The 25,325-nt window shown below is 41.9% G+C and carries 20 protein-coding genes; 13 read left to right on the top strand and 7 right to left on the bottom strand.

Translation table 11 applies throughout. The features are described 5' to 3' along the window. The first annotated feature begins 102 nt into the window (after positions 1 to 102). From HWE15_RS00375 to HWE15_RS00315, 13 genes are all read left to right on the top strand, one after another. Positions 103 to 1,692 (top strand): peptidase dimerization domain-containing protein, encoded by a 1,590-nt coding sequence (locus HWE15_RS00375; RefSeq protein ID WP_290505511.1) that lies wholly within the window; start codon positions 103 to 105, stop codon positions 1,690 to 1,692. A 103-nt stretch (positions 1,693 to 1,795) separates the two neighbouring features. Further along, on the top strand, positions 1,796 to 2,233 hold the full coding sequence (locus HWE15_RS00370) for a GNAT family N-acetyltransferase (protein ID WP_290505510.1): 438 nt from the start codon (positions 1,796 to 1,798) through the stop codon (positions 2,231 to 2,233). Positions 2,234 to 2,367: 134 nt separating this feature from the next. After that, positions 2,368 to 2,994, top strand: coding sequence for a 7-carboxy-7-deazaguanine synthase QueE (locus HWE15_RS00365; protein ID WP_290505689.1), 627 nt, complete (start codon positions 2,368 to 2,370; stop codon positions 2,992 to 2,994). Positions 2,995 to 2,998: 4 nt separating this feature from the next. Beyond that, positions 2,999 to 4,921, top strand: a complete 1,923-nt coding sequence (locus HWE15_RS00360; protein WP_290505509.1) for an OmpA family protein — start codon at positions 2,999 to 3,001, stop codon at positions 4,919 to 4,921. A gap of 453 nt (positions 4,922 to 5,374) precedes the next feature. After that, complete coding sequence (locus HWE15_RS00355) at positions 5,375 to 8,356, top strand: TonB-dependent receptor (protein ID WP_290505508.1); 2,982 nt, start codon at positions 5,375 to 5,377, stop codon at positions 8,354 to 8,356. A 13-nt stretch (positions 8,357 to 8,369) separates the two neighbouring features. Next, positions 8,370 to 9,812 (top strand): RagB/SusD family nutrient uptake outer membrane protein, encoded by a 1,443-nt coding sequence (locus HWE15_RS00350; RefSeq protein WP_290505507.1) that lies wholly within the window; start codon positions 8,370 to 8,372, stop codon positions 9,810 to 9,812. A gap of 15 nt (positions 9,813 to 9,827) precedes the next feature. Beyond that, positions 9,828 to 10,655, top strand: a complete 828-nt coding sequence (locus HWE15_RS00345; RefSeq protein ID WP_290505506.1) for a hypothetical protein — start codon at positions 9,828 to 9,830, stop codon at positions 10,653 to 10,655. 162 nt (positions 10,656 to 10,817) lie between these two features. Next, complete coding sequence (locus tag HWE15_RS00340; protein ID WP_290505505.1) at positions 10,818 to 14,279, top strand: S8 family serine peptidase; 3,462 nt, start codon at positions 10,818 to 10,820, stop codon at positions 14,277 to 14,279. Continuing rightward, a complete protein-coding gene (locus HWE15_RS00335; RefSeq protein WP_290505504.1) occupies positions 14,276 to 14,977 on the top strand; it encodes a hypothetical protein in 702 nt (233 codons plus the stop codon). Before HWE15_RS00340 ends, HWE15_RS00335 begins: the two co-directional genes overlap by 4 nt. A 111-nt stretch (positions 14,978 to 15,088) precedes the next feature. Further along, on the top strand, positions 15,089 to 15,508 hold the full coding sequence (locus HWE15_RS00330) for a 6-carboxytetrahydropterin synthase (RefSeq protein ID WP_290505503.1): 420 nt from the start codon (positions 15,089 to 15,091) through the stop codon (positions 15,506 to 15,508). Between the two features lie 105 nt (positions 15,509 to 15,613). Continuing rightward, positions 15,614 to 15,985, top strand: a complete 372-nt coding sequence (locus tag HWE15_RS00325; RefSeq protein WP_290505502.1) for a GxxExxY protein — start codon at positions 15,614 to 15,616, stop codon at positions 15,983 to 15,985. Between the two features lie 21 nt (positions 15,986 to 16,006). Next, a complete protein-coding gene (lpxB, locus tag HWE15_RS00320) occupies positions 16,007 to 17,122 on the top strand; it encodes a lipid-A-disaccharide synthase (RefSeq protein ID WP_290505688.1) in 1,116 nt (371 codons plus the stop codon). Positions 17,123 to 17,186: 64 nt separating this feature from the next. Continuing rightward, positions 17,187 to 18,431: a serine hydrolase gene (locus HWE15_RS00315; protein ID WP_290505501.1), complete on the top strand. Its 1,245-nt coding sequence runs from the start codon at positions 17,187 to 17,189 to the stop codon at positions 18,429 to 18,431. 14 nt (positions 18,432 to 18,445) lie between these two features. Here HWE15_RS00315 and HWE15_RS00310 read toward each other — a convergent pair whose 3' ends face one another. The 7 genes from HWE15_RS00310 to HWE15_RS00280 all read right to left on the bottom strand — a co-directional run bounded on the left by HWE15_RS00310 (position 18,446) and on the right by HWE15_RS00280 (position 25,325). Further along, positions 18,446 to 19,846 (bottom strand): MFS transporter, encoded by a 1,401-nt coding sequence (locus HWE15_RS00310; protein WP_290505500.1) that lies wholly within the window; start codon positions 19,844 to 19,846, stop codon positions 18,446 to 18,448. Between the two features lie 68 nt (positions 19,847 to 19,914). Continuing rightward, complete coding sequence (locus HWE15_RS00305) at positions 19,915 to 20,859, bottom strand: FAD-dependent oxidoreductase (RefSeq protein WP_290505499.1); 945 nt, start codon at positions 20,857 to 20,859, stop codon at positions 19,915 to 19,917. Further along, the gene (locus HWE15_RS00300; RefSeq protein WP_290505498.1) at positions 20,856 to 21,782 is read right to left on the bottom strand and encodes a hypothetical protein; all 927 of its coding nucleotides are present in this window, start codon (positions 21,780 to 21,782) and stop codon (positions 20,856 to 20,858) included. The genes HWE15_RS00305 and HWE15_RS00300 overlap by 4 nt, the downstream gene beginning before the upstream one ends. A gap of 43 nt (positions 21,783 to 21,825) precedes the next feature. Further along, entirely contained in the window at positions 21,826 to 22,785 is a 960-nt protein-coding gene (locus HWE15_RS00295) for a 2-hydroxyacid dehydrogenase (protein ID WP_290505497.1), read from the bottom strand. Further along, positions 22,782 to 23,273, bottom strand: coding sequence for a VOC family protein (locus HWE15_RS00290; protein ID WP_290505496.1), 492 nt, complete (start codon positions 23,271 to 23,273; stop codon positions 22,782 to 22,784). The genes HWE15_RS00295 and HWE15_RS00290 overlap by 4 nt, the downstream gene beginning before the upstream one ends. A 4-nt stretch (positions 23,274 to 23,277) precedes the next feature. Beyond that, positions 23,278 to 24,441, bottom strand: a complete 1,164-nt coding sequence (locus tag HWE15_RS00285) for a mandelate racemase/muconate lactonizing enzyme family protein (RefSeq protein WP_290505495.1) — start codon at positions 24,439 to 24,441, stop codon at positions 23,278 to 23,280. Further along, positions 24,438 to 25,325, bottom strand: a complete 888-nt coding sequence (locus HWE15_RS00280) for a sugar phosphate isomerase/epimerase (RefSeq protein WP_290505494.1) — start codon at positions 25,323 to 25,325, stop codon at positions 24,438 to 24,440. The genes HWE15_RS00285 and HWE15_RS00280 overlap by 4 nt, the downstream gene beginning before the upstream one ends.

Below are 25,325 nucleotides of genomic sequence, written 5' to 3'. Positions count from 1 at the left end.
AAACTTTCAAAACCTCCAACAAGCAGATTTTTCCTTTGATCAATTTTTTTGAACTAGTTTTCAGCTTTTTGGTAAATTCCATGCAATCAACCCACCAATCGTATGAAAAAATTTACAGGAATAAGTCTTGCCTTGCTAATGGGAATCAGCATAGGAAGCTACGCACAGAAAAAGTATTCCCCCAAACAAATTGAAGCTCTAAAGGCTGAGGCAGCTGAAATTGTACAAGCAAATCACAAGCAAAGTCAAGTGATGGTCGACAAAGTGTTCAGCTTTGCGGAGCTTGGTTTTCAGGAAATAGAATCTTCCAAATACCTAACAGGGATTTTGGAAGAAAATGGTTTTACCATTGAAACCGGAATCTCTGGTATCCCTACTGCTTGGTGGGCTACTTGGAGTAATGGGGAAGGTCCGGTAATAGCCTTGGGCTCCGATGTGGATGATATTCCGAAAGCTTCGCAATATCCGGGAGTGGCCTACCACAAGCCTATCGTTGAGGGAGCTCCGGGTCATGGAGAAGGTCATAATGCTGGAATCCCTTTGAATATCACAGCAGCTTTAGCCGTGAAGGAAATTATGGAGCGGGAAAATATAGGAGGGACCCTGATTCTTTGGCCTGGAATCGCGGAAGAATTAGTGGCTGCTAAGGCATGGTATACCCGTGACGGATTATTTGATGGCGTTGATCTGTGTATTTTCACCCACGTTGCCAATAATCTAGGTGTAAGCTGGGGACAGGCTTCGGGAACCGGTTTGATTTCGGTAGAATATACGTTTTCAGGAGATGCTGCTCATGCTGCAGGGGCTCCTTGGAGAGGGAAGAGTGCGGCGGATGCCGTCGAGTTGATGAATATCGGTTGGAACTATAAGCGGGAGCACTTGCACCCTTTAAAAAGATCTCATTCGGTCATTACTGACGGAGGCGACCAGCCAAATGTGGTACCATCTAAAGCTTCTATTTGGTATTATTTCCGAGATGTGAAATATGATGGAATCATGGAAATGTATGAGCAGGCGACCAATATTGCAAAAGGAGCTGCTTTGATGACCGATACCGAAATGACTTATAAAATTTTGGGAACGGCATGGCCTCGTCATTTTAATAAGGTGATTGCAGAAACCATGTTTGAAAACATTCAAAAGGTAGGTTTACCTGAATGGGACGAAAAAGATCAAACGTTGGCGAAGGCGGTGCAAAAAGAAATGGGGTCGAAAGAAGAAGGACTAGCTACCGAGCTAAATGAACTTGGCCTGCCTGTTACCGAGCCTCGGAGTGGAGGATCGGATGATATTGGAGATGTATCGTGGGTAGTACCAACGGTGACTTTACGTTTTCCCTCCAATATTCCGGGTTTACCGGGCCACCATTGGAGCAATGCCATAGCCATGGCAACGCCAATTGCTCATAAGGGGGTGACTGCCGGAGCCAAGGTAGAAGCTATGACCATTTTGGATTTTTTGCTTCAATCTGAATTGGTAGATCAAGCTTGGGATTACTTCAATAATGTACAAACGAAAGAAGAGCAGTATAAGCCCATGATCACAGCAAATGATGATCCGCCGATCTATCTCAATGAAAGTATCATGAAGCAATTCCGTCCAGCTTTGGAGAAGTTCTACTATGACGAAACCAAGTATGACAGCTATTTGGAGCAGCTGGGTGTGACGTATCCGACGGTTAAAAAGGATTGAAAGATTTGAAAATTGGAAGATTGAAAAATTCACCTGAATAAGGTTTTGTAAAGTTCTTGTGATTAAATCTTCCAATTTTTCAATATTTAAATTTTCCATTTGAATGCAATATCAAATAAGAGAAGCCTCTCTGGAAGAACTTTATAGGGTGCATCAAGAAATTCCCGAGTTCCCCGGAAAGGCTTCTTTGGATTTTTATAGGAATCGATTGAAACATCGACTTTTTTTGGCTTTGTTAGCTGAAACCGAAGGAGAGTTAATTGGATTCAAAGTGGGCTATCAGAGTGATATTCCGGATACCTTTTATTCGTGGATGGGCGGAGTTAAACCAGAATTTCGAAAGTTAGGGATTGCAAATGCCTTAGCAGAATACCAGGAAAACTGGGCAAAGGAAAAGGGCTTTCGATCCATCTATTTCAAAACCAGGAACCGATTTCCAGCGATGATAGCTTTTGAATTAAATCGAGGCTTTAAAATCATGGAGGTCATTCCCAAAGGAGGGGTGGAGGATTATCGAATAGTCATGCTGAAGCAATTGTAATATTGGAAGATTTCAAAATTGAAAAATTAAAGCCCTAATCTTCCAATCTTTAAATTTTTCAATTTTCCAATTCAAATTACCTACCTTTGACCCCACATTCAGCGGTTCGATCACCCGCTTTACCAAAAATTATGATGACTACACAAGAACTTGTGGCCGCTGGCCTACAGCTTCCAGTCATGGAGGCTTTCTACACTATTCAAGGAGAAGGGAAATATACTGGACATCCTGCTTATTTTATCCGGCTGGGAGGCTGTGATGTAGGTTGTGTCTGGTGCGATGTCAAAGAATCCTGGGAGGCAGAAAAGTGGCCGATTATCTCCATTGAAGAAATTGTAGAAGGTGCTTTGGCATATCCCGGAAGACTGGTAGTAATTACTGGTGGAGAGCCTTTGATGTATAATTTAGGACCTTTGACTCAGCTTTTGAAGGAAAAGGGATTCACCATCAACATCGAAACCTCAGGTGCCCATCCCTTTTCAGGAGAGTTTGACTGGGTATGCTTTTCGCCCAAAAAATTCAAAAAGCCCCACCCATCCATTTACGAGAAGGCAAATGAGCTGAAAGTAGTTGTTTTTCATCCCAGTGATTTTGATTTTGCAGAAACGCATGCAGCTTTGGTAAATTCGGCCTGTGAATTGCGTCTTCAACCCGAATGGAGTAAAGCAGATCGCTTCACTTCGGAGATCATTGACTATGTCAAAAAGCACCCCAATTGGAAAATATCCCTACAAACTCATAAATTTATGGACATCCCATAGATTTATGCGCAGCCTTTTCTTCTGCTTTCTATTTCTAGTTCCCACCTATTTGCTTCATGCTCAGCAGTATTCCATTATTGATGGGCGAGCGATTCGGTACTATGAAGAAGGGGAACAACTTATCCGCGAAAGACGCTATGATGAGGCCATGGAAAAATTTCAAGCCGCCATCACCCGAGAGCGGTCTTTTTTGGAGGCCTATGTTAAAATGGCTCAACTGTGTATTACCACCGGAGATTTAGAAAAGGCCCAAGAAGTAGCTGATCAAGGGAAAGCAAGGTTGAGTGGGAAAAATGCCAAGCCAAAGCATGCCGCGGATATAGGATGGGTGTATACCAATATTTTTTTGAAGAAAGGGGAGTTTCAGGAAGCCTACAACCAATTCCAAGAGATTGATCCATTGTTGGAAGACTCCTTCCGAACGAGTGTATACTATAAGGAGATGAAGGGCATGATGGAGTTTTTGGAAGATCAGCTAGGGAATACACTCTCGATTGACAAGGAGCGGCTTCATTCACCTTTGAATGAATTCAAATTGCAATATTTCCCCGTTCTGACCGCCGATGGCAATCAGATTTTATTTACCAAACGTGATGGGACGGGTAATTTTGACAAGGAAGATATCTACACAGCTTTTATGACAGAGGAAGGAGGCTGGACTATGCCTTCCAGTATTGCTGAGACAATCAATTCTCCTTACAACGAAGGGACATGTTCTGTCACTGCAGATGGGAATATCTTGATTTATACTTCTTGTGATGCGCCGGATTCTCAGGGGAGTTGTGATTTGTATGTGGCCTATAAAGTCAATGACCGATGGCAACGCCCTCAAAATATGGGAAAAAATGTCAATTCCAGAGAATGGGAATCGCAGCCCTCTCTTTCTGCGGATGGTAGAGTCCTTTTCTTTTCATCCAATCGAAAAGGTGGATTTGGAGGAAATGATATTTGGTATTCGGTAAGAAAAGAAGACGGGAGCTGGTCAGAGGCCAAAAATCTAGGAAGTATGGTGAATACAGCCAAAGATGAAATTTCCCCATTCATGTTTTTTAATAACGAGATTCTCTTTTTTGCCTCCAATGGTCATCAGGGTTTTGGAGGGATGGATATTTTTCTTTCCAGGGTTAAAAACGGGGAATTTTCAGAACCTGAGAACCTAGGATTGCCGATTAATGATCAATTGGATCAAGTGGCGCTTTTTATTACTGCTCAGAAAGATTATGCCTATTTCACCGAATTGACAACTCAGCAGTCGGATAATGACCGGGCGCTGCTATATCGCTTTGCTTTTCCTCAGGATATTTATTTAGGGGATAATTTGACTGTCACTGGGGGGAAGGTTTTTAATTCCAAAACAGGTGAGCCAATTAATGCGACTCTGTCTTTGGTTTCTTTGACCAATGACAGTACGCTTTATGAATTCAAGGCGGACGGAAAAACAGGAGAATTCATGATGCTTTATCCGGAAAATTCAATTTCCGGACTTTACGTGGAGAAAAAGGGATACTTACCTAAGATCTATAATGTGCAGCGGGACAGCATTCAAAATGTGAAAGACATGGAGATTGCGTTGACTCCTGTAGCGTCAGGTGAGGAGTTCGTGTTTGAAAATATCTTTTTCGATTTTGATAAGTATGATTTAAAACCTGAATCATTGAGTTCCCTTCGTAGGCTAATCAAGTTTTTGGGTGAGAATCCGAATGTGAATATTCGAATTTCAGGACATACGGATAATGTGGGAAGTCCAGCTTATAACCAGCGCTTGAGTTTACAGCGGGCTGAAAGTGTTAGAAACTTTTTAATAAAAGAAGGAATTCATCAAGACCGGGCAGTAGTAGAAGGCAAAGGAGATCGGGAACCGATGGTTCCTAATACCAACGCCCGAAATCAGGCCCTTAACAGAAGGATTACGATCACGATTCTTTAGAAATCACAAAAGCCCTATTTTCTAATTGAGCTAGGTCAAAAAAGTCAAATCTTGCATAGTAATAAATGATGGCCGAAAGCCATTTATTTTTCTATTTAAAAGTAAGCTTTATAAATATTACATTGTTTTATTTTTAGTGTATACAATATTTTGTAAAAATTATTTTTTGTGGAATAAAAGACTGAAACGAGGTTAAAATTGACTTTTTTTTAACTATTTGATGGGTGGAGTTTGAAAATTAACTTTTGTTAACAGTGAGATAACATTATTATTTTTTTTGAAAACAGGCTATTCTAATTTTCAAACAGAATAAAATTCTGAAACTAGCAAAAAGGCGCCATTTTATGGAGCTAAGTCTCTTTAAACAATTGTAATTTTTCTATGTATTGCTTTTGGAGTATTCAAAGATATAGGATATCATTGAGACTAATTTAAACCATAATCAAACCAAATATGAGGAAAGTTTTACTTCTAGGACTCATGCTATTCTTGGGCAGCGCGGTAGTGTTCGCTCAGAATCGTGTGATTACTGGTACGGTTACTTCTTCGGAAGATAACTTAGGGGTACCAGGAGCAACAGTTCTGGTGAAGGGAACAACAATCGGTACAGCTACCGATTTGGATGGTAATTTTTCCATCTCTGTTCCTGCCGGAAGTAATGTATTGGTCTTCAGCTTCGTGGGCTTGAGACAGCAGGAGGTGACCATTGGTAACCAAACTACCATTAATGTAGTGATGGAGCCAGATGTGCAGGCTCTCTCTGAGTTTGTGATTACCTCTTATGGTGATCAGTCTAAGAGAGAAATTACTGGTGCAATTGCATCTGTGAAAGGTGAGGTTTTCGAAAACCTTCCAGTTCAGTCATTTGACCGTGCGATGCAAGGTCGTATTGCAGGTGTGCAAGTTACTTCTACTTCTGGTGCACCAGGAGGTACATTGAACGTTCGAATCCGTGGTGTCGGTTCGATTAACGCCGGAAACGAGCCACTTTACATTGTTGACGGTGTTCAGCTTGGTACTGGATCTCTTTCTGGTCAGGGACCTCAAAACGCATTGGCTTCCATCAACCCTAATGACATTGAGTCAATTGAGGTATTGAAGGATGCCGCTGCAGCTTCTATTTATGGTGCTCAGGCTGCCAACGGGGTAGTTTTGATCACAACCAAAAAAGGTGGTAAAGGCGCTACTAAAACCAAGGTTTCCGTACAAGAAGGTATCGTTCAGCCATTGAACTTGTATGAAGTAATGAATGCAAGCCAATTGGCAGGTATCAAGAGACAAGCTTACTTGAATGCTGGTTTGAACCCTGCGAATGCGGCAGTTACTTATGGTGATCCTGAGGATCCAAATTTGCCGTCTTACGATTGGGTTGATGAGTTGTACAGAAATGGTCGTATGTCCATTTATGACCTATCAGTTTCTGGTGGTGATGACAAGACTAACTTCTACCTTTCTGGATCTTACACAGCTCAGGAAGGTCAAATCATTCAGTCTAAGTACGAAAGAGCAACTGGACGTTTGAATGTGACTCACAGACCAAACAAGAAGTTGACCATTGGAGCTAACTTCTCCTTGGCTTACCAGCGTACTTTCGGTACCATTGCTAACGGTAACTTCGTAAACGGTCCTTTCTCTGCTGGTTTCACTATGAGACCTAATGTGCCTATCTATAATGAAGATGGTTCATTCAAAGCAGATTATCCTTCTAACCACAACTTCGGTTATAATATCGTTCAAGGTGTATACGAAGAATTGAGACAAGGTACTACCGTTCAAACTGTATCTAACTTGCAGTTGAACTATCAAATCACTCCATGGTTGTCTTGGACTTCTTACTTCGGTATTGACTTCGCGGATAACAGAGACGAAAACAACCGTCCTTCTACTATTCCTGTATTCTCCTCTTATGGAGGTCAGTCTTTCTATGCTGATGAGAGAAGAAATAACTTCAACACCAACCACAACTTGAACTTCAATAAGAAATTCAATGATGTTCATACCATTTCTGGTTTGGTAGGTTATGAATACAAAGGTTTCCAGAATGAGGAAACAACGGCTACTGGTCGTGGATTTGCAAACCCAACCTTGAGATATCTACAAAATGCTGCTACTCCTTTTGCAGTAGGAGGTTTCTTCACAGAATTCAAGAGAGCAGGTTTCTTCGGTCAAGTAAAATATGATTACGATGATCGTTATACTGCTGACTTCACTGTTCGTCGTGATGGTCACTCTCGATTTGGTGAGAAAAACAGATGGGGTACCTTTGGTGCTGCTTCCGTTGGATGGAGAATCTCTTCTGAGTCTTTCATGCAAGACTTGACTTGGTTGGATAACTTAAGATTGAGAGCTTCATTCGGTATTACAGGTAACTCTAACATTGCGAACTTCGCATCCAGAACTCTTGTAGGAAACACTGGTCAGTACCTAGGTTTCGGTACCTTGGGACTTTCTCAGTTAGGTAACGACTTATTGACTTGGGAAGAGTCTGTAACTACTAACATTGGTTTGGACTGGACTTTGTTCAATGGACGAATCATTGGTACAGTTGACTTCTGGAGAAGAGATTCTGAAGCCCTATTGTTCAATACTCCTCTACCTACCGACTCTGGATTCGGTTCTATCACGAGAAACACTGGTAAGGTAAGAAACCAAGGTATTGACTTTGACTTGCAAACTGTAAATGTGGTTGCTGGTAAGTTCCAGTGGAGTACTGCTTTCAACATCACCTTCTTGGAGAATGAGTTGATGGAATTATATGATGACTTGGATCGTATCGGTAACTCTTTGATCGTAGGAAAGCCAATTTCATTCTGGTATACTCATAGATACCTAGGTGTTAACCCTGCTAACGGTCGTGCAATGTATGACGATGGTAATGGTGGTTATACCTACATCGTTGGTGAGTCTACGCTAGACTACAGAGGTAGCGGCTTCCCTGGAAGCTACGGAGGTTTGGCTAATACCTTCTCTTATGGACCGATTTCTTTGGAAGTATTCTTCCAAGGTCAATTCGGTAACTTGGCAGGTAACCAAGATATGTTCAACCTAGAAGACTGGGGAGCATCTACTGGTAACTTGAGAACTAACCAGTTGGAATACTGGAGACAGCCTGGAGACATCACTACAGTAGGTCGTCCTTACGAAGGTGGTCAGGCTCCTGGAACTTCTAACATTGACACTTTCTCTACTCGATTCTTGAGTGATGGTGGCTATGTAAGATTGAAGCAGGTTACATTGAACTATGTGCTTCCAGCTTCTGCAGCTCAGAAGATTGGTTTGCAAGGTTTGAGTGCTTTCGTTCAGGGTATGAACTTGGCAACATTCACTAAGTACACTGGACAGGATCCAGAAGTAGTAGGTATTGCTGAAAACGTATCCATCGGACGATTCCCTAACGGAAGACAAATCTCTGCAGGTTTAACGTTAACCTTCTAATTTGAAAATAGAAATGAAACATATAGTAAAAACAATGGTATTGGGTGGTGCTATTTTGGCAGCATCTTGTACAGATTTGGAAACTCAACCAAGGCAGAGTTTGACTCCTGAGACAGCTTTTGCAGATGTTGATGGAATGGAAGCTCTTGGTCTGACTGCATATGGTACGCTTAGAAACTTCAACCGCTATGGTCAGCAATTGATTATTGCTCCAGAGATCATGGCCGATAACCTAAGAATTATTGCCAACACTGGTCGATACATCGGTCAGGAGCAGAATACTGACCGTGCCCATATGGGAATTTGGAACACTGGTTATTGGTCTGGTATCAACACGACGAATATCGTTTTGTCCCAGATTGATGATGAGGAAGCTATTCCTGGTGATGCGGCCCAAAGACAACGTGTCAAAGGCGAAGCACTTTTCTTGAGAGCTTTGATGTACTTTGATATGGCTAAAATCTACGGATATGAGCCTGGTAAAGAAGTAAACGGATGGGATAAGTCTGTTATTCTTCGTACTACTCCAACGCTTGGTTTCTCTGATGCCGATTTCCGAGCTAGAGCTACTAACCGTCAGGTTTACGATCAGGTTATCTCTGATTTGCAAGCAGCTATCAACTTGTTGCCTGACGCCTCTATGGGAACATCAGGTGTATATAGAGCAAGCAGAGGATCTGCTCAAGCATTACTAGCTCGAGTATATCTTTATGACTCTAAGTTTGCTGAAGCAGCGGCTACCGCTTCTGCTGCAATGGCTTCTTTTGGCCTTGCAGATGATGGAACAGGTTTGGCAACTCCAGATAATTACATTGCTGGATTCTCTACTGCTCCTAACCCAGAGTCCCTATTTGAGATTGAAATTCGATCCAATGACTGGTCCACGGTAGATGGTGTAAACAACTCCGTTTGTTCTTTGACTGCTAACGTGTTTGCCAGTGCGCAGTTTATCGCAACTGCTACTGATGATTTGATCGAATCTTACGATGACAATGATGTAAGAAGAGATGCATGGGTTGAGACTACCCGTTCTGGAGCAGATGGAACTGTTTATCGTTCCGCTAAGTGGCTAGGACACAAAGGTGATTTCTTGGAAAATCTTCCTATTATCCGAGCTGCTGAATTGTTCTTGATCAGAGCTGAGGCTCGTTATAGAACTGGCGATGAAGCTGGTGCAAGAGCTGACGTTAATGCATTGCGTGCTAATCGTGGACTTGAGGAATTCCCAATTTCTGCTTCTGGAACTGCTCTATTCGATGCTATCATGTTGGAGCGCAGACTTGAATTCGCTTTGGAAGGACACAGATGGTTTGACTTGAAGCGAAATGGAATGGATATTCCTAAGGCTGGACGATTTGAGGATATTCCTTATGCTGATTATCGTATCCTACCTCCGCTTCCTACTGACCAGTTGTTGTTGAACGATCAGTTGGAGCAAAACCCTGGTTATAATTAATAAATAGAACAAATCATGAAAAAGATATATAGCTATTTAGCAGTTGTATTTGCCATGTTGGCAATAACTTCCTGCTTCGATGATCCGGGGAGAGATGCCTTCTTTGAAGGAAATGAAGTTGAGTTCCAGGATGGTAACTTGCCTAATGGATTCTCAGTTACCCAAGTTAGAAGAACACCTGATCAAGTTGATGTGGTTGATATCCAAGTAAATCGAGTATCTACTGATGCATCTAGAGACATCACAGTCTCCATTGGAGTAGACCCTGCTTCTACGGCAATTCAAGGGGTTCATGTTGACTTTACTGGAGCTTCTGTTACCATTCCTGCTGGACAGTTTGTGGCAACCTTTCCTGTTAATGTACTTACTGGAAATATTGATCCATCTGAATCACCTGTATTGAAATTGGTAATGGAGGCAGCAACTGGTGCTGAAGTTTCCGACAACTATGGAGATTTGGATGTAAACATTAATGTAATCTGTGAATCCAATATTTCTACTGCTACTGATACTTGGACTGCTACAAGCCAGTCACGTTTCGGAACTTTCACTGCTCAAGTAACCGTAACTCCAGTTGATGGTGCGGTAGGAGAATATGTTGTTTCTGATATTTCGGCTGGTTTGTATGCTGCGTTTGGATTCAGTACTACCCAGGAAGCAATTTACGGTGATAACTGTAATGTCATGACATTCCTAAGAGGTGGTCAAAGACAGTTCAATATTTCAGCTCCGTCAGTTGAACCAACAGAAGGTTCTTTTGATCCAGCTACAAATACCTTGGTGCTTTACTGGAGTGATCCAAATAACAGTATTAATGGTACAACTACCTTGGTGAAAAACTAATTCACAAAAATTAACTCAAAAAAGGAGGGATTATCCCTCCTTTTTTGTTTTGTGGCTACCAATGAAAAAAATTAACATCCATTTTCTGATCTTCTATTTTATTTTTAGACAAAAAATAAAATAAAATTAAACCCAAAGACTAGAGTGGTAGTTTGAGTAAGTATGAGGCGAAAATTTACCCCAATATTTATCCTTTTTTTGACTTTTCTTGGAATGCATTTGCATGCTCAGGAGACTCAAGAAAAACGGAATTTATTAAAAAAAGCAAGAGAGGAAGTTCAGTCCAATCTTCAAAAAACATTAGAGAAATTAAGATACAATCCAGACCAGGGTTATTTAAGTAAATTCTCCTATTTGAATGCCAAAGGGGGATTAGACCTAGGTGATGGTTTTGTGTCCAAAGTTCAATTTTTAGATGAATCTGGCAGTCCTGTTTTTTATGCCCCTCAAAATAAAAACGCAGCTATCACCACTGGCGCTGCTACGCTTCAGCCAGGAGGAGACTTGGGCTTGAATTTGACAGGGAAAGGCTTGACAGTTGGGATTTTCGATCAAACAAGGCCTAAACCGGACCATGTTGAATTTCAAGGGAGATTAACCCAAATCGATGGATCTTCTGAAGATTTAAGTACGCATGCTACTCATGTGACTGGTACCGTATTAGGTGGAGGAGTGAATCCTCAGGCAAAAGGGATGGCCTATGAAGCTACAGGTTGGTCTTTCAACTGGGATGCAGATGTTTCCAAAATGAATGCCAATGCCTATGATCCTGAAACCAAGACCAATGGCATTCTAATTTCTAATCACTCATATAGTATTGTTTTAGGTTGGCGGAATAATGGGGGAAGTTGGACATGGTTTGGAAATCCTGCTGTAGATCCTGATAAAGATTGGCGTTTTGGATTTTACAGTACCAAGAGTCAGGCAATTGACGAATTGCTTTTTTCAAAACCGTATTACAGTGTAGTTTGGTCAGCTGGAAATGACCGTGATGATGTAGGAGATGGCACGAGGGATCCAGATGGTCCTGATGATACGATAGGTCCGGAAGGTGTAGCTAAAAATAATTTTGCGATAGGTGCAGTAGAACAGGTTTTGGATTATACCGGTCCTTTAGATGTTAAAATAAGTGGCTTCTCATCTTGGGGACCTGTTGATGATGGAAGAATTAAGCCAGATTTGGTAGCTATGGGGGTAAATGTATTTAGCGCTTCCATTAATGCTCAGGGAGAGGATGGATACGCAAGCCAAAGTGGAACATCCATGGCTGCTCCAAATGCGACCGGCTCCATGTTTTTGCTTCAACAGTTATATTCTGAGCGGAACTCTGGACGATTTTTGCTTTCCTCATCATTGAAAGCTTTGACCATCCACACAGCCAAAGAAGCTGGGCCTGCACCGGGACCTGATTACATGTATGGGTGGGGGCTTCTGGATGTGAATGCAGCTGCTAAAATTATCCTTAATGAAGATGGGAGTTCAAAGTTCATCCGTGAGAATATTCTAGGAGAAGGAGAGATTCATGAATTTGAATTTGTTTCGGATGGAGTAACCCCGATTCGGGCTACAATCGCTTGGACAGATCCTGCAGGAACGCCTCCTGGTCAAGCAAATAATCCTACCAATTTAATGTTGGTTAATGATTTGGATTTGAGAATCATTGATGAAGATGGTAAAGAATATTTTCCGTGGACTTTAGATCCCACCCAAAGAGCAGGTGCTCGAGCTGTTCGGACGCAGGATAATTTCCGAGATAATGTTGAACAAGTATTAATCGACAATCCTGAGCCTAAATTGTATCGGGTTCAAATCCGTCATAAAGAAAACCTTGAATTTGGAGTTCAACAGTATGCCTTTGTTTTTACTGGAGGTGCTGTCAATGGTTCTGATGAAACGCTGTATTGGATAGGAGGGGCAGAAGGAAACTGGAGCGATGGAGATAATTGGTCTCTTACTTCAGGAGGAAGTCCTGCAGGAAAAATCCCAGGTGCAGGTAGTCGAGTGGTTTTTGAAGGGAAAGAAGGAGGAAGTGCAAACATTACATTCCCTTCAGCTGCCAATGCATTTAGCATCAATTTATTTGGCGACCAGACAGTGTCTTTTGACCTGAATGGGAATGAAGTGAAAGTTAGCAATGGTTTTCGAGTAAGTAACCAAATTACCGAAATCAAAAACGGAACATTGGTTTTTGAGAATACTGATCCGAATCCGCATTTAATTGAATTTGGGCAAACCACGTTCGATAATGTTGATTTAGACTTTAGGACAGGAAATTGGCGATTGATCGATTCGGAAACTTTAGGGAATGTGATTATTGATGAGGCGAATTTGATCGTTGATGTACTCTCATTTCGAGTAAATTCCTTGGAGATGGTAGGATCTGGAACTTTGGATGGTGGTTTTTCCTACCTGAATTTCAAGGAAGATTTGGTGGTAGAGCCTAATGCTTCTTTAAAGCCGACCATCACGGTGATTTTCTCAGGTCAAGAAGGATTACTGAATTTACTTGTAGAACAAGCAATTCAAGAATTACAGGTGAATTCCGGTAATTTGACTTTAGTCAGTGAAGGTTTTGAAGGTTTGAGTATTGAAAATGGAAAGGTCTTGTTGGACCGAGAAACTGCAACAATCAAACGCTTAGCGATGGGGCCGTCTTCTGAATTAGATTTGGGCCCAAATGGGCTATTGGTTGTACAAGATTCTCTTTCCTCTACCGCTACTGAAACCCAGGTCGCGACTATTCTTGCTGCCAATAAAGGAGAGGTTTTTCACAATGTTTATCGAAAGTACTGCTTCGAATATTTGAATGTAGCTAACGTGGATTTAGAAGGTCAGGCCATCGTTAATTTGGGTACGGAAGCTTCTATCTCCAATTCGGAAGGCTGGTTAGCGCAAAATTGTGATGATGTGCTTTTTGCCAATTTCCGAGTACTTTATCCTTGTGAAGGAGCAGCTGTTACTTTTGAAAACCTAAGTGAGGGTGCAATATCCTCTTATACTTGGGATTTTGATGGAAGAGGAAATTCTACCCTTGAGAATCCATTCTTCGTTTTTGATTCTCCGGGTACTTATACAGTGAAGTTGACTATTGCCAATGAATCAGGATCTACACTTTTTGAGCAGACTGTGGAAATTGGAAGTAATGAACTTACCAAGCCTGAAATTGTAGTAAATGGGAATACACTTACCTCCCAGCAACCGGGAAATGCCTATCAATGGTATTTGAACGGAGAGGCTATCCCTGGAGAAGTAGGTCGATCTATTCAAGCAGATGATGATGGTTCGTATCAGGTTGCCATTTTCAATGAAGAGTGTAATAGAGTCTCTGATCCAGTGGTGATTTCTGCTATTCCTAATCAAGAGCAGGAATTATCAAGATTTGGGATTTTCGTGGGGCCTATCCCATCTGATGATCAAATCAAGGTTATGATTTCCAATGAATATCGTGGGCCTATCGCATTGTCCATTGTAGATATGGCTGGACGTGTTTATCGAACAATCGATATTGGAAAAAATACGGATGAAGTTGAAGTGGAATTGAACTTACCTGCTACTAGAGGAATTTACATACTGAAGATTAATACCAACAATTTAACCTTACACAAAAAAGTAATCAAACAATGAGAAAATTAGTATTTGTCGCCTTTCTTTTTTTGGCGCACTTAAGTTTTGGACAGCTTTCCAACATCGATATGAATGGAGCTCCAGCTAGACTTTCTGGATATTCTGGGGTGGAAGGATCTCCTTATTTATTTGAGGACTGGTCCAGAGGTGATTTTTCACTTTCCAATGCAGGACTTAAGGAAAATGTAGCTTATAAATTCAATATCTATGAAAATGAATTGGAGGTAATCAATGAGGCAGGAAATAAGATTTATCTAAATAAAGCCTATGTAGAATATGCTTTATTGGAAAGGCCTTCCATTGTCATTGCCAATAACACAGAGCAAGGTCTTTTGACAAGGCTTTTATTTAAAAAGGGTTTTGATATGATAGAGGGGATAAAAGCTGATGACCTAGTGAATGTGATTGCAGAAGGAGAGAAGTACACCTTGGTTAGAAAATTTTATTCCGACTTGGTAACCCCTCCAAAAAACAGTTATGCACCAACCCCGGGTAAATTATTCGTTTTCGAAGAGCGCTTCTTTTTGATTGACTCCAATAATAAGGTGGAATCGGTTCGAGCTAAAACAAATAATATCATCAAATCCTTAAATGAGAAGGATGTCGATCTTGCAAAGCAAATCGTGAAAGAAAATAAATTGGACCTTTCACGAGAAGATCATTTGGTCTTGTTTTTTCAAAAATTGAATGAAGCATAAATAGCATTTTACCAATACAAAAAGCCCTGAATTCTATCGGGGCTTTTGTGTTTTTGGCAAATTTTCTATGTCTGATCTTTTACCTACCTTTGCACCGAATTTCTAGTGCCGATGATCTACGTTTGCCGAAAAGAGCATTTCAATGCCGCCCATAAGCTTTGGAATCCAAACTGGTCCGATGAAAAAAACTTTGAGGTTTTTGGACCTTGTGCCAATGTAAACTGGCATGGGCACAATTTTGAGTTGATCGTAACTGTAAAAGGTATTCCGGATCCCGAAACAGGATTTGTAGTAGATCTGAAGCAACTCAGTTCCCTGATCAAAGAACTAGTCATTGACAAAGTTGATCATAAAAACCTGAACTTGGACGTAGATTTTATGCAAGGGAAAATGGCTTCATGTGAAATCCTCATTATGGAATTTTGGAAAATATTGGAGCCGGCAATCAAAGAAATCACCCCAAATGGCGGCTTGTATAAACTGACACTATACGAAACACCAAGGAATTTTGTAGAGTACTTTGGCGAGTGATTTTACTCACCACTGAGGGCACAGAGTTTTTTGCTCTGTTTTCTTTTAACTATTTTTTCAGTATTTTCTCAAAGTGTAGTATTTAAGATACTTTTTGATAGAATTATGGGGGACTTTGACATCACCGAGAAAATTATTGGAGAAGCCATTTATGTCCATCGAAAATTAGGTCCGGGGCTTCTCGAAAGCACCTATCAACATTGCTTATTTCAACGATTAAAGTCTTTAGGATTAAAAGTTGAAATGGAAAAACCTTTGCCTGTTTATTTTGATGGTTTGAAATTAGACTGCGGGTATCGCATGGATATAGTAGTTGAAGATCAAATAATATTAGAATTAAAGAGTATCAAAAAAATTAGGGATATTCACAAAGCCCAAATGATAACCTATTTAAAGTTGAGTGGGTATAGAATAGGTTTATTAATAAATTTCAATGTGCTGAGGTTAGTCGACGGTCTAATCAGGTTAAGAAACTGAAACCTTTGCTCTGTGTCCTCTGTGGTAAAAAAGAAAAAAATATACATTATCTCCGGCGAGCGATCAGGTGATTTGCACGCATCAAATTTGGTGACAGCAATTAAGAAGCTTTCTCCGGATATTGAATTCCGTGGAATGGGGGGGAGTTATTCTCAAGAGGCAGGAGTGGAGCTGGCGGTGGATTATGCAGAGGTTGCCTTGATGGGGTTTTTGGAGGTGGTTTTGGGATTTCGCAAGGTGTTGAAATATCTCCGTTTGGTTAAGGAAGATATTTTGGATTACAAACCGGATGCGGTGATTTTGGTGGATTATGGGGGCTTCAATATGAAAATTGCAGCTTTTGCTACCGAAAAAGGCATCCCTATTCACTATTACATTCCTCCAAAAGTTTGGGCTTGGAATCAAAAACGAGCTTTAAAACTCAAGGCCTTTACCAATAAGATTTACAGTATTCTTCCTTTTGAACCAGAGTTTTTTAAGAAGTTTGATATGGAGGTTGAATACGTAGGGAATCCACTTTTGGATGAAATCCGAAAATTCAAACCGCACGAATTTTTCTTCCAGAAAAATGAATTGAGTTACGCACCGATCATTGCCTTGTTGCCTGGGAGCAGAAAACAGGAAGTGAAGGCTATGCTACAAACTATGGTAGAACTGTTTCCTAAATTTCCTTTGGGTCAGTGGGTAGTAGCAGGAGTGGACAGTCTGGATAAGGAACTCTATGCCCCCGCACAAAAAGCAGGAATTAAGGTGATTTTTAACCAGACGTATGACCTATTATCCCATGCAACCGTTGCTGTGGTTACATCGGGTACTGCAACTTTGGAAACTGCCCTATTCCGTGTTCCGCAGGTGGTGGTATATCGAACGTCTCCCATTTCTTACCAGATTGGAAAACGAGTCATTCGGGTTCCTTACATTTCCTTAGTGAATTTGATTGCTGGAAAGCAGGTGGTGAAAGAGTTGATCCAAAAAGACTTTTCATCTCATCAGATAGAAAAAGAGCTTCAAGCCATTTTTACAAATCCAATACATAAGAGTGAGATACTTCAGGGATATGATGAGATCCTTGAAAAACTAGGAAAGGAATCTGCCTCTGATACCGTTGCTGAGAGGATAGTTGAAAGCTTGAAGTAACAGGTTATTTTTTGTTTTAGCTATTTCCTTAAAAAATCAATAATTTGAAGGAAATCCTAATCCTATGAAAAAAATCTATTTACTCCTTTTGGCAGGAATTTTTTCAATTTCTGCCTTTTCCCAGACTGTCGACGGAATAATTCAGGATCGTGTCCAGAAGTTGGATGCTATGCTGGATGAAGCAATTTCAGAACAGCAGGTTCCGGGCTTGGTGGCCATGGTTTTGAAAGATGGCAAAGTCGTTTATCACGAAGCAAAAGGCTTATCCGATGTTGTATCAAATGCTTCCATGAAAAAGGACAATATCTTCCGGATTGCTTCTCAAACAAAAGCTATCACTTCAACAGCGGTTATGATTCTTTGGGAAGAGGGGCATTTTCGGTTGGATGACCCCATATCCAAATATATCCCTGAATTTAAAAATCTACAGGTTTTGACGGGGTTTCGATATGGGGATACCACCTTTACGACTCGACCTGCAAGTCGGGAAATCACCATTCGCCATTTGTTAACCCACACCTCAGGAATAGGCTATGGCGTGATTGATGGGGATGAGCGGATGAAGATGATTTATCATAAAGCTGGAGTAGTTGACTTGTTTACTACTGAAGATATCTCCATTAAGGAGAGTGTAATGAGACTGGCCAAATTACCTCTTCATCATGATCCGGGAGCTAAATTCACTTATTCCGAAGGCCTGGATGTGTTAGGTTATTTCATTGAAGTAATCAGTGGAAAACCTTTCGATGTATTTTTGAAAGAGCGGATTTTTGATCCACTCGGAATGAATGATACCCGCTTTTATCTTTCTTCAGCGCAAGCGCCTCGCTTGGTGACCGTACATACTTACAGGGAAGGAAAATGGCAGCCGTTTCCCGTAACCTTTTATGATCCCGACTACCCTCGAAAAGGAGCAAAACGATTTTTCTCAGGCGGAGCGGGCTTATCCAGCACCACAGCCGATTATGCTAAGTTTCTACAAATGTACCTGAATGGAGGCGAATTAAATGGAAAGCGGATTTTGAGTTCTCAAACTATTGAGACCATGATGAAAAACCAGGTTGGGGATTTGATGCAGGGAGATAAAAAATATGGCTTGGCCTTTGGTTTGGTGACGGAACAAGGTGTTGCGACAGGAGGTATAGGAAGTGAAGGCACCTTTGATTGGGGTGGCTATTTCAACACTCAATACTTTGCAGATCCTGAGGAAAATATCATTGGCTTAATCTTTAAGCAGACCTCCGGTGCTGGAAATGGGGATGAAACAGGTTGGAAATTCCGTCAGATGGTATTTACCTTGATTGAATAAACTTTCTTAGGCAATCATCTTTGCGATTGGAGATTATCTCCGTCCCGAAAATGCAGCTTTCTAAATACCAAGGAAGAAAGCATCGTCAACCCTCCAATTACCAAAAAAGTATATCGGAAAGCATTGTGAATTTCATTCTGAATTAGACGTATATCTCCCTCAAAGAGCTTAAGAACAATCAAGCCAAAAGCCACTCCAAATCCTATTGCTAGCTGTTGATTGACCGAAAGCAAAGAGTTCCCGCTACTGGTGTGGTAGGGTCTCAAATTGGCGATGGCGATGGTGTTCATGGAGGTGAACTGAATGGAATTGAAAAACCCTAAAATAGCAATAATGGGGACATGCCAGTAAATCGAGTTTTCAATTCCTGGAATGGCAAATGAGCTGATTAAAAATCCGATGACTAGGGTATTGAATATCAATGTAGTCCGATAACCCAAGCGTTTAAGAATTTTGATCACGACCGTCTTTCCTACCATCGCGGTTAATGCCATTGGAGCTACGATCCAGCCAGAAGTCACGGCAGACTTTCCATAGGCAATCTGAATCATGAGCGGCAATAAGAGCGGAACCGAACTGATTCCAAGTCGGGTCACTAGGTTCCCGACAATCCCAACTCGGAAGGTCCGAACCTGGAAAAGATCCAATGGGAATATGGGTTCATCTTGTTTCCGAGCATGCCGATAATAAAAATAGAGCAGCAGGAAGCCTAGAAATAAACCCAATAATAAAGGAGTGGTTTGGATTGTGTTCCCTAGCAGTTCCAAAGAAATGGATAGAATAAAGGTAGCAGCTCCAAAAATCAAAAAGCCTTTGATATCGAATCCTGAAGATTCGGATTGGTAATCAGGAAGGAAGAAGATACTTAACAAAATTCCCCCCAAAGCAATAGGCAGATTGATCAGGAAAATCCAATGCCAAGAAACATAATCGACCATGTATCCGCCAACTAGCGGCCCCAGAATAGGTCCAATTAATGCAGGGACAATAGCATAATTCATGGCCCGAACCAACTCGTTTTTCGGGAAGGTTTTGATGAGGGTTAATCTTCCCACGGGGGTCATCATACTACCACCTACACCTTGGACCACACGGGAAATAACAAGTTGAGTTAGGTTTTGGGAAATGGAGCAAAAAAGAGATCCTAAAGCAAAAAGGATTAAGGAAGCAATGAATACTTTTTTGGTACCAAATCGATCGGCCAAAAAACCACTGATGGGCATTAGCAATGCTACCGTCAGCACATAACTGATGATAGCATTCTGCATGTTCAGTGGGGATTCATTCAGATCTTCTGCAATAGCTGGAAGGGAAGTGTTTAAGATGGTCGAATCCAGCATCAACATAAAAATGGCCGTCGCCAAAATGGCCGGAAGCACTCGTTTAGTTTGATGATTTATAGATTCTGAATTCATGAAAGAATACCTGTTCTTCGTCTTTTCATATGAAGATATGGAGCTTTAGAAGTCATGCTTTCTAAAGTTCAATTCGTTCCTTTTTTTGAAAGGATATCTGCTAACTCCAAAGCGCAGCCCCAAGCTACCGTAAAGCCTGCTCCGCCATGGCCATAATTATGGAAGATGTTGGGGTAATCGGGATCAAATTCAAACCTTACCGAACTTCTTTTGGGGCGTAAGCCTACAATGATTTCCAGGATCTCAGGTTCAGTTTTGATTCCAAAAGCCTTTAGTCGACTTAAGATTAAATCAGTGTCTTTTGGGTCAATGGATTCATTCCAATCATCCTCATAATCTGTTCCGCCAATAACGGAATCTCCACTGCGGTTGATGATGTAAGAAAGGGCTCCTTTTTTGGTTGGATCGGCGAATGAAGGAATAGCTAGCTTTTCTGCCCGAAGAATTTGCCCTCGCATGGGATGAAGTTCTTCATCCTGACAAAGTATTTTGGCACCTAAGCCGGTACAGTTGACCACCCAAGTGTCCAATGCGGCCATTTCAGCCAGATTTTCGACATTTCTCAACTCAAAAATTCCTCCAGCATTCAAAAACATTTCAAACAAAAAAGGGAGATAAAGTGGAGGTTCGGCGAGCGGAACATCTGCGATTAACCCTTTTTTCATGCCCTGTGGCAATTCAGAATCTGAGGCTTCTCTGACCGTTCCGAGAGGTAAATGCTGAACCCATTCTTCTTCCTTAAGGTCCTTATAGGCATTCAAAAAGGGAATCATGGAAATACCCGGTGAGCTACCCGCTTCATTTTGATAGAATTCATAGCTCACTCCTGCCCAATGGTCTGTTTTTTCCTTTGGTTCGATGGAATAAGGGAACCAAACGGCTCCGACTTTACTTGAAAGCGTTTTATTAATTTTTTCTTTTGAGATAATCCGAACCTGAAATCCCTTTTCCTGCAAGGTAATCGCAGAACTCAGACCGATAATCCCTGAGCCGATGACAGTTACAGATTTCATTTTTCAAAAAGCTTGATCCAATCACTTTCTGCTGCCAAATAACCGAATGAGGAGAAGGCTTGGCTATTCAATAATTCTTCCATCAGTTCTTTAGCTGCTGCTGTATCTCCATGGTATAAGTACCAATTGGCAACCCCGTAGCGAACAGCATCATTGGAAGGGTTTCCAGGACCAGTCTGAGTCAGAGAATCTACAGGAATCCATCCTTTGTAAAGTCTACAAAGGTCCGCATAGCTTTGATTTTCAATTACCGTAGAGTCTGCATTGATCGGAGCTAGAAGTGAATCGGCTTTTGCCGGATTGCCCAAACGCTGTTGGATCATAAAAAGCCAATGGGTGCTCGATACAATATTGTCGTAATTACTTCCGCTTTCCCTGCATTTTAGATAGGCTTCATATGCCTTTTCGTACTCATGCTGGAGGTAGTAGACCAATCCTAAATGGTAATAGATATTCCCTTGAAGAGTACTGACAGGGATATTCAATGCATTAGGCATTCCATCCGGTTCGATTTCATTTGCTGTTCCTTGAATTAATTCCGCAGCTTTTTCGAGATCTGCAATTGCTTTGTCATATTCTCGGATACTGATATAGCGATGGCCCCGATGTCGATAGAGTTTGGGCTCGTTGGGGAATTTTTCGATTCCTAGGGAATAAATAGCGATCGCATCTTGGTATTGACCCAAATAGGCAGTTCGGCGACCATACCAAATCAAAGCCTCTACATCCTCTGGGTTTGATTCATAAGTTGCTTTGGCAGCATGATATTGTTCCAGGAATTTTGAAGAAGGGGAGGGGATTTCGTAGGTTTTTCCTAAAGGAGTGGTAAAGGAATGCTCCTGATCAAATTCTGCTTTCTGAACTTGAGGTGCTGAACAGGCAAAAAGAAAGGAAAAAATACAGACCAATTGGATGGGGCGCATAAAAGACTGGGTTAGATCCTTGAAAGCTGTATGGTTTGAAAGTTTAAATTCCTAGGTCTTTTCGATTGAAGATACAATTGTGGGAATGCTCTTTTCCTTCCAAAATAGCCAGTGTGTTTTCGACCGTCATGGTGCACATCTGGGTATAGGTGGTTTTTGTGAGACTCCCCACATGGGCCGTGATAAGTGTATTGGAAAGTGTCAGAAGGGGGTTGTCTTCTGCAGGTGGTTCCTCCTCTAAGACATCAGCAGCAAATCCCCCTAGTTTTCCTGACTTTAAAGCCTCAAAAAGCGCTTTTTGGTCAATGATTTTACCCCGGGCGGTATTAATCAAAAGCGCTCCTGTCTTCATGTGAACAAAGGCTTTTTCATTGATTAAATGTTCTGTTTCATCGGTCAGGGGTAGGTGCAGGCTGACCAAATCTGAAGTTTGAAGAACCTCTTCGAAAGATCGTAAGGGATAAGGAACAGGTTCCTCTCTTTCGCTCCAATAGCAAATATTCATTCCAAAAGCCTCTGCAATCCGGGCCACTTTTTTTCCAATATTTCCCATCCCTAAAATTCCCAAGGTCTTCCCATGAAGTTCATCACCGGCATAAGTGCCACGATCTTTCCATCGACCTTCCTTCACCATCGTAAAAGCCGAATATAGGTTGCGCTGCAAATTCAGCATCAATGCAAGGGTATGTTCTGCAATGGTATTTGCATTACTGTTGGGAGCATTGACAACCTTGATTTTTCTTTTTGTAGCTTCCCCTACGTCTATATTATCCAGACCCACCCCCGCGCGTGCGATCACCTGAAGACTTGGAATTTGATCCATAAGGGATGCGCGAACCTGTCCCTTTCCTCTGGTGATGATGGCTCGGATATTTCCTTCGGTAATTTCTTTTTGAAGAACTTCTTCATCTAGGGCAAGAATAATCTCATAATCCTGGTCCGCAAGTAGGATTTCCATGGCTTCCTCTGCCAAGGTTTCCAAAAGCAAAATCTTTTGCTTCATTTATTCTTGTGGTAAAGGGTGGCATCCTTGGACTTATAACCTCTGAAGTCATTCCGACCGGAGACATAGATGCCCGGTTTGAAGAGTTCATCTTCGAAGATCTTTGGATCAATTTGGGCATCGGGTGCAGAGGAAAGTTCGATCAAATTCCCAGAAGGATCCCTGACAAACATCTGAATGGGGCCATCCGGTAATTGGCGCACATAGCCCCAAGGTTTCACATCTATGACTCCCAATTCCTTCATTCTCCAATAAATAGAATTGATGTCATCCACCTGAAGGCACATATGTCCCCGGAAAGAATACACATCTTCCCATTCGGTCAGGTGCAATTGTTGGTCTTCATTGATTTTAAAGAAAGCGGTAGGATAGTCAAACAAAAAGGCCGGGATAGGTTCCATACCCAATTCTTTTTCATAGAATTCGCAGGCTTCTTCCAGATTGCTGACTACCAGGGCGATGTGATTGATTTGTATTGCTTTAGCCATGATTTTATTGTTTGAATTCGTTTACAAAATCCCAATTTGGGGTTAATCCCAGTCCAGGTTGATCAGGTTGGCTTATCATCCCATCTTGATCGACAGAGATTTTTTCTTTTACTAGTTCGTACATCATCGGGTTCCCTCCTAAGGAAAACTCGATGACATTGGCAGAAGGAGAGGCGAAGGCTACCGAAACCCCTGCCATGAAGGAAAAGGCCGATCCCCAACAGTGTGGAGCCAATTCCAACTGGTAGGTATGCGCCAATTGGGAAACTCGCATAGCTTCTGTGATTCCTCCAATGATGGCACAATCCGGTTGAACCACATCGAGGGCTTGTTCGGCGATTAAATCCCGAACATCAAAGGCCGTGTATTCACTTTCTCCTGCTGCGATGGGGATGAAGGTGCTCCTTCGTACTTCAGCGGTTCCGATTCGATTATCCGGGCTAATTGGCTCTTCAAACCAATAGAGATTGCAATCCTCTACACCTCGACAGAATTGCTTGGCCTCAGGAACACTGAATGTACCGTGGGCATCGGTCATCAATTTGATATGGTCAGGGAGCGCTTTCCGAGCAGCTTTTACTCTTTTGATACTTTCTCCAACAGACTCATCCATTACGCCAACCCGCATTTTTACTCCGGAGAAACCTTTCTCTGTGTATCCTAGCAATTGTTCTCCGATTTTTTCTGCGTTTGCCCAGCCACCGCTAGCATAGGCAGGCATTTTTTCGCGACAGCTTCCGCCAAGCAACTCGACAACCGGAACTCCCAAGGCTTTCCCCTTGATATCCCATAGGGCAGTATCAATTCCGCTCAAAGCAGAAATAGTCAATCCTCTTCTTCCTAAAATGGGAAATTTTCGTCCCCTGGAAAGTGCATAATGATCCCGCGTTCCGTTGTAAACAATCTCCCAAATCCGGCTAATGTTTCTTGCATCTTGACCGATAAGAATGGGTTTTAACTCATGTTCGATACAGCTTACGATACTTGCACAAGAACCTGAGGAACCTACAGCGGCTTTTGCCTCACCAAATCCCTGAAGTCCCGTGTCCGTAGTGACTACGACCAAGGTCATGTCAAAATTGGTCAATAAGCCGTAATCCGATCGGTGTTGTTTTTCCTTAGGAATGGGGCATCGAAGCCAATAGGCCTCTATATTGGCGATTTTCATTTGAGGAAAGGCTTGAGTTGGTTAATGGATTTTTGGGTCAGCATGGTATAAAACTCCTCGGTGACTGCGGTACTTCCATGGTCTTGCAAAAACTTCAGCTGTTCATCGCTCAAACCTTCCGGCGCTTCGTCGATGGAGTTTGGATAGGGGTTGGCTGGTGTCCGATCAATGGGAGGGCAAAACTCAACGGATAGTACCTTATCATAGCCAATCTCCGCCAAAGTATTCATAATGCGGGGCCAGTCCAGTTTGCCCATACCAGGAGCCATGCGGTTATTATCTGCCACATGGAAATTCACCAAGCGAGAACCAATTCGCTTCATAGTGGCGAATAGATCCACTTCTTCAATATTCATGTGAAAGGTATCCAAGCAAACCCCACAATTAGGTCCCACTGCTTCTGCAAGCGCTAGAGCTTGATCACCGCGATTGATAAAGTAAGTTTCAAAACGATTGATCGGCTCAATTCCAATTGTTAATCCATTCGCCTCAGTAAAGGCATAAATTTCTTTTACTCCTTCCACAGCCCATTCCCATTCTTCTTCAGGTCTTGCATCGGGGACAATTTTTCCAACCGTAGCCGGGACAAGGGAGATGACCTTTCCGCCCAAGTCCTTGACCATTTGCGCAAGGTTTAAAACATATTCTATGGATCGTTTGCGTTGGTCGGGGTCTTTGGCGAGGAGATTTCGTTCCTCCAACATCAGCGTTACCGAACCCCAGCATTGGATTCCATATTTTTCAAGAAGTTCTTTTACTTGTTGATTGTCATACATTTCGGGTGCGCCCTGAATTTCTAGGTGGGTATATCCAAGGGAAGAAATACGTTTTAAAGTACTCTCCAGCGTTTCCGCTCGCATCCAATTATGAATGGCTATTTGCAT

It is taken from the genome of Algoriphagus sp., from assembly GCF_013373065.1.
Taxonomy (GTDB): Bacteria; Bacteroidota; Bacteroidia; order Cytophagales; family Cyclobacteriaceae; genus Algoriphagus.
Note: the sequence above shows the minus strand (reverse complement) of the source record. Positions and strands in the feature narration are given on the sequence as shown.

Coding starts and splice junctions, on each gene's coding strand:
- HWE15_RS00375 (WP_290505511.1), top strand. CDS start 103: ATGAAAAAATTTACAGGAATAAGTCTTGCCTTGCTAATGGGAATCAGC.
- HWE15_RS00370 (WP_290505510.1), top strand. CDS start 1,796: ATGCAATATCAAATAAGAGAAGCCTCTCTGGAAGAACTTTATAGGGTG.
- HWE15_RS00365 (WP_290505689.1), top strand. CDS start 2,368: ATGACTACACAAGAACTTGTGGCCGCTGGCCTACAGCTTCCAGTCATG.
- HWE15_RS00360 (WP_290505509.1), top strand. CDS start 2,999: ATGCGCAGCCTTTTCTTCTGCTTTCTATTTCTAGTTCCCACCTATTTG.
- HWE15_RS00355 (WP_290505508.1), top strand. CDS start 5,375: ATGAGGAAAGTTTTACTTCTAGGACTCATGCTATTCTTGGGCAGCGCG.
- HWE15_RS00350 (WP_290505507.1), top strand. CDS start 8,370: ATGAAACATATAGTAAAAACAATGGTATTGGGTGGTGCTATTTTGGCA.
- HWE15_RS00345 (WP_290505506.1), top strand. CDS start 9,828: ATGAAAAAGATATATAGCTATTTAGCAGTTGTATTTGCCATGTTGGCA.
- HWE15_RS00340 (WP_290505505.1), top strand. CDS start 10,818: ATGAGGCGAAAATTTACCCCAATATTTATCCTTTTTTTGACTTTTCTT.
- HWE15_RS00335 (WP_290505504.1), top strand. CDS start 14,276: ATGAGAAAATTAGTATTTGTCGCCTTTCTTTTTTTGGCGCACTTAAGT.
- HWE15_RS00330 (WP_290505503.1), top strand. CDS start 15,089: ATGATCTACGTTTGCCGAAAAGAGCATTTCAATGCCGCCCATAAGCTT.
- HWE15_RS00325 (WP_290505502.1), top strand. CDS start 15,614: ATGGGGGACTTTGACATCACCGAGAAAATTATTGGAGAAGCCATTTAT.
- HWE15_RS00315 (WP_290505501.1), top strand. CDS start 17,187: ATGAAAAAAATCTATTTACTCCTTTTGGCAGGAATTTTTTCAATTTCT.
- HWE15_RS00310 (WP_290505500.1), bottom strand. CDS start 19,846: ATGAATTCAGAATCTATAAATCATCAAACTAAACGAGTGCTTCCGGCC.
- HWE15_RS00305 (WP_290505499.1), bottom strand. CDS start 20,859: ATGAAATCTGTAACTGTCATCGGCTCAGGGATTATCGGTCTGAGTTCT.
- HWE15_RS00300 (WP_290505498.1), bottom strand. CDS start 21,782: ATGCGCCCCATCCAATTGGTCTGTATTTTTTCCTTTCTTTTTGCCTGT.
- HWE15_RS00295 (WP_290505497.1), bottom strand. CDS start 22,785: ATGAAGCAAAAGATTTTGCTTTTGGAAACCTTGGCAGAGGAAGCCATG.
- HWE15_RS00290 (WP_290505496.1), bottom strand. CDS start 23,273: ATGGCTAAAGCAATACAAATCAATCACATCGCCCTGGTAGTCAGCAAT.
- HWE15_RS00285 (WP_290505495.1), bottom strand. CDS start 24,441: ATGAAAATCGCCAATATAGAGGCCTATTGGCTTCGATGCCCCATTCCT.
- HWE15_RS00280 (WP_290505494.1), bottom strand. CDS start 25,325: ATGCAAATAGCCATTCATAATTGGATGCGAGCGGAAACGCTGGAGAGT.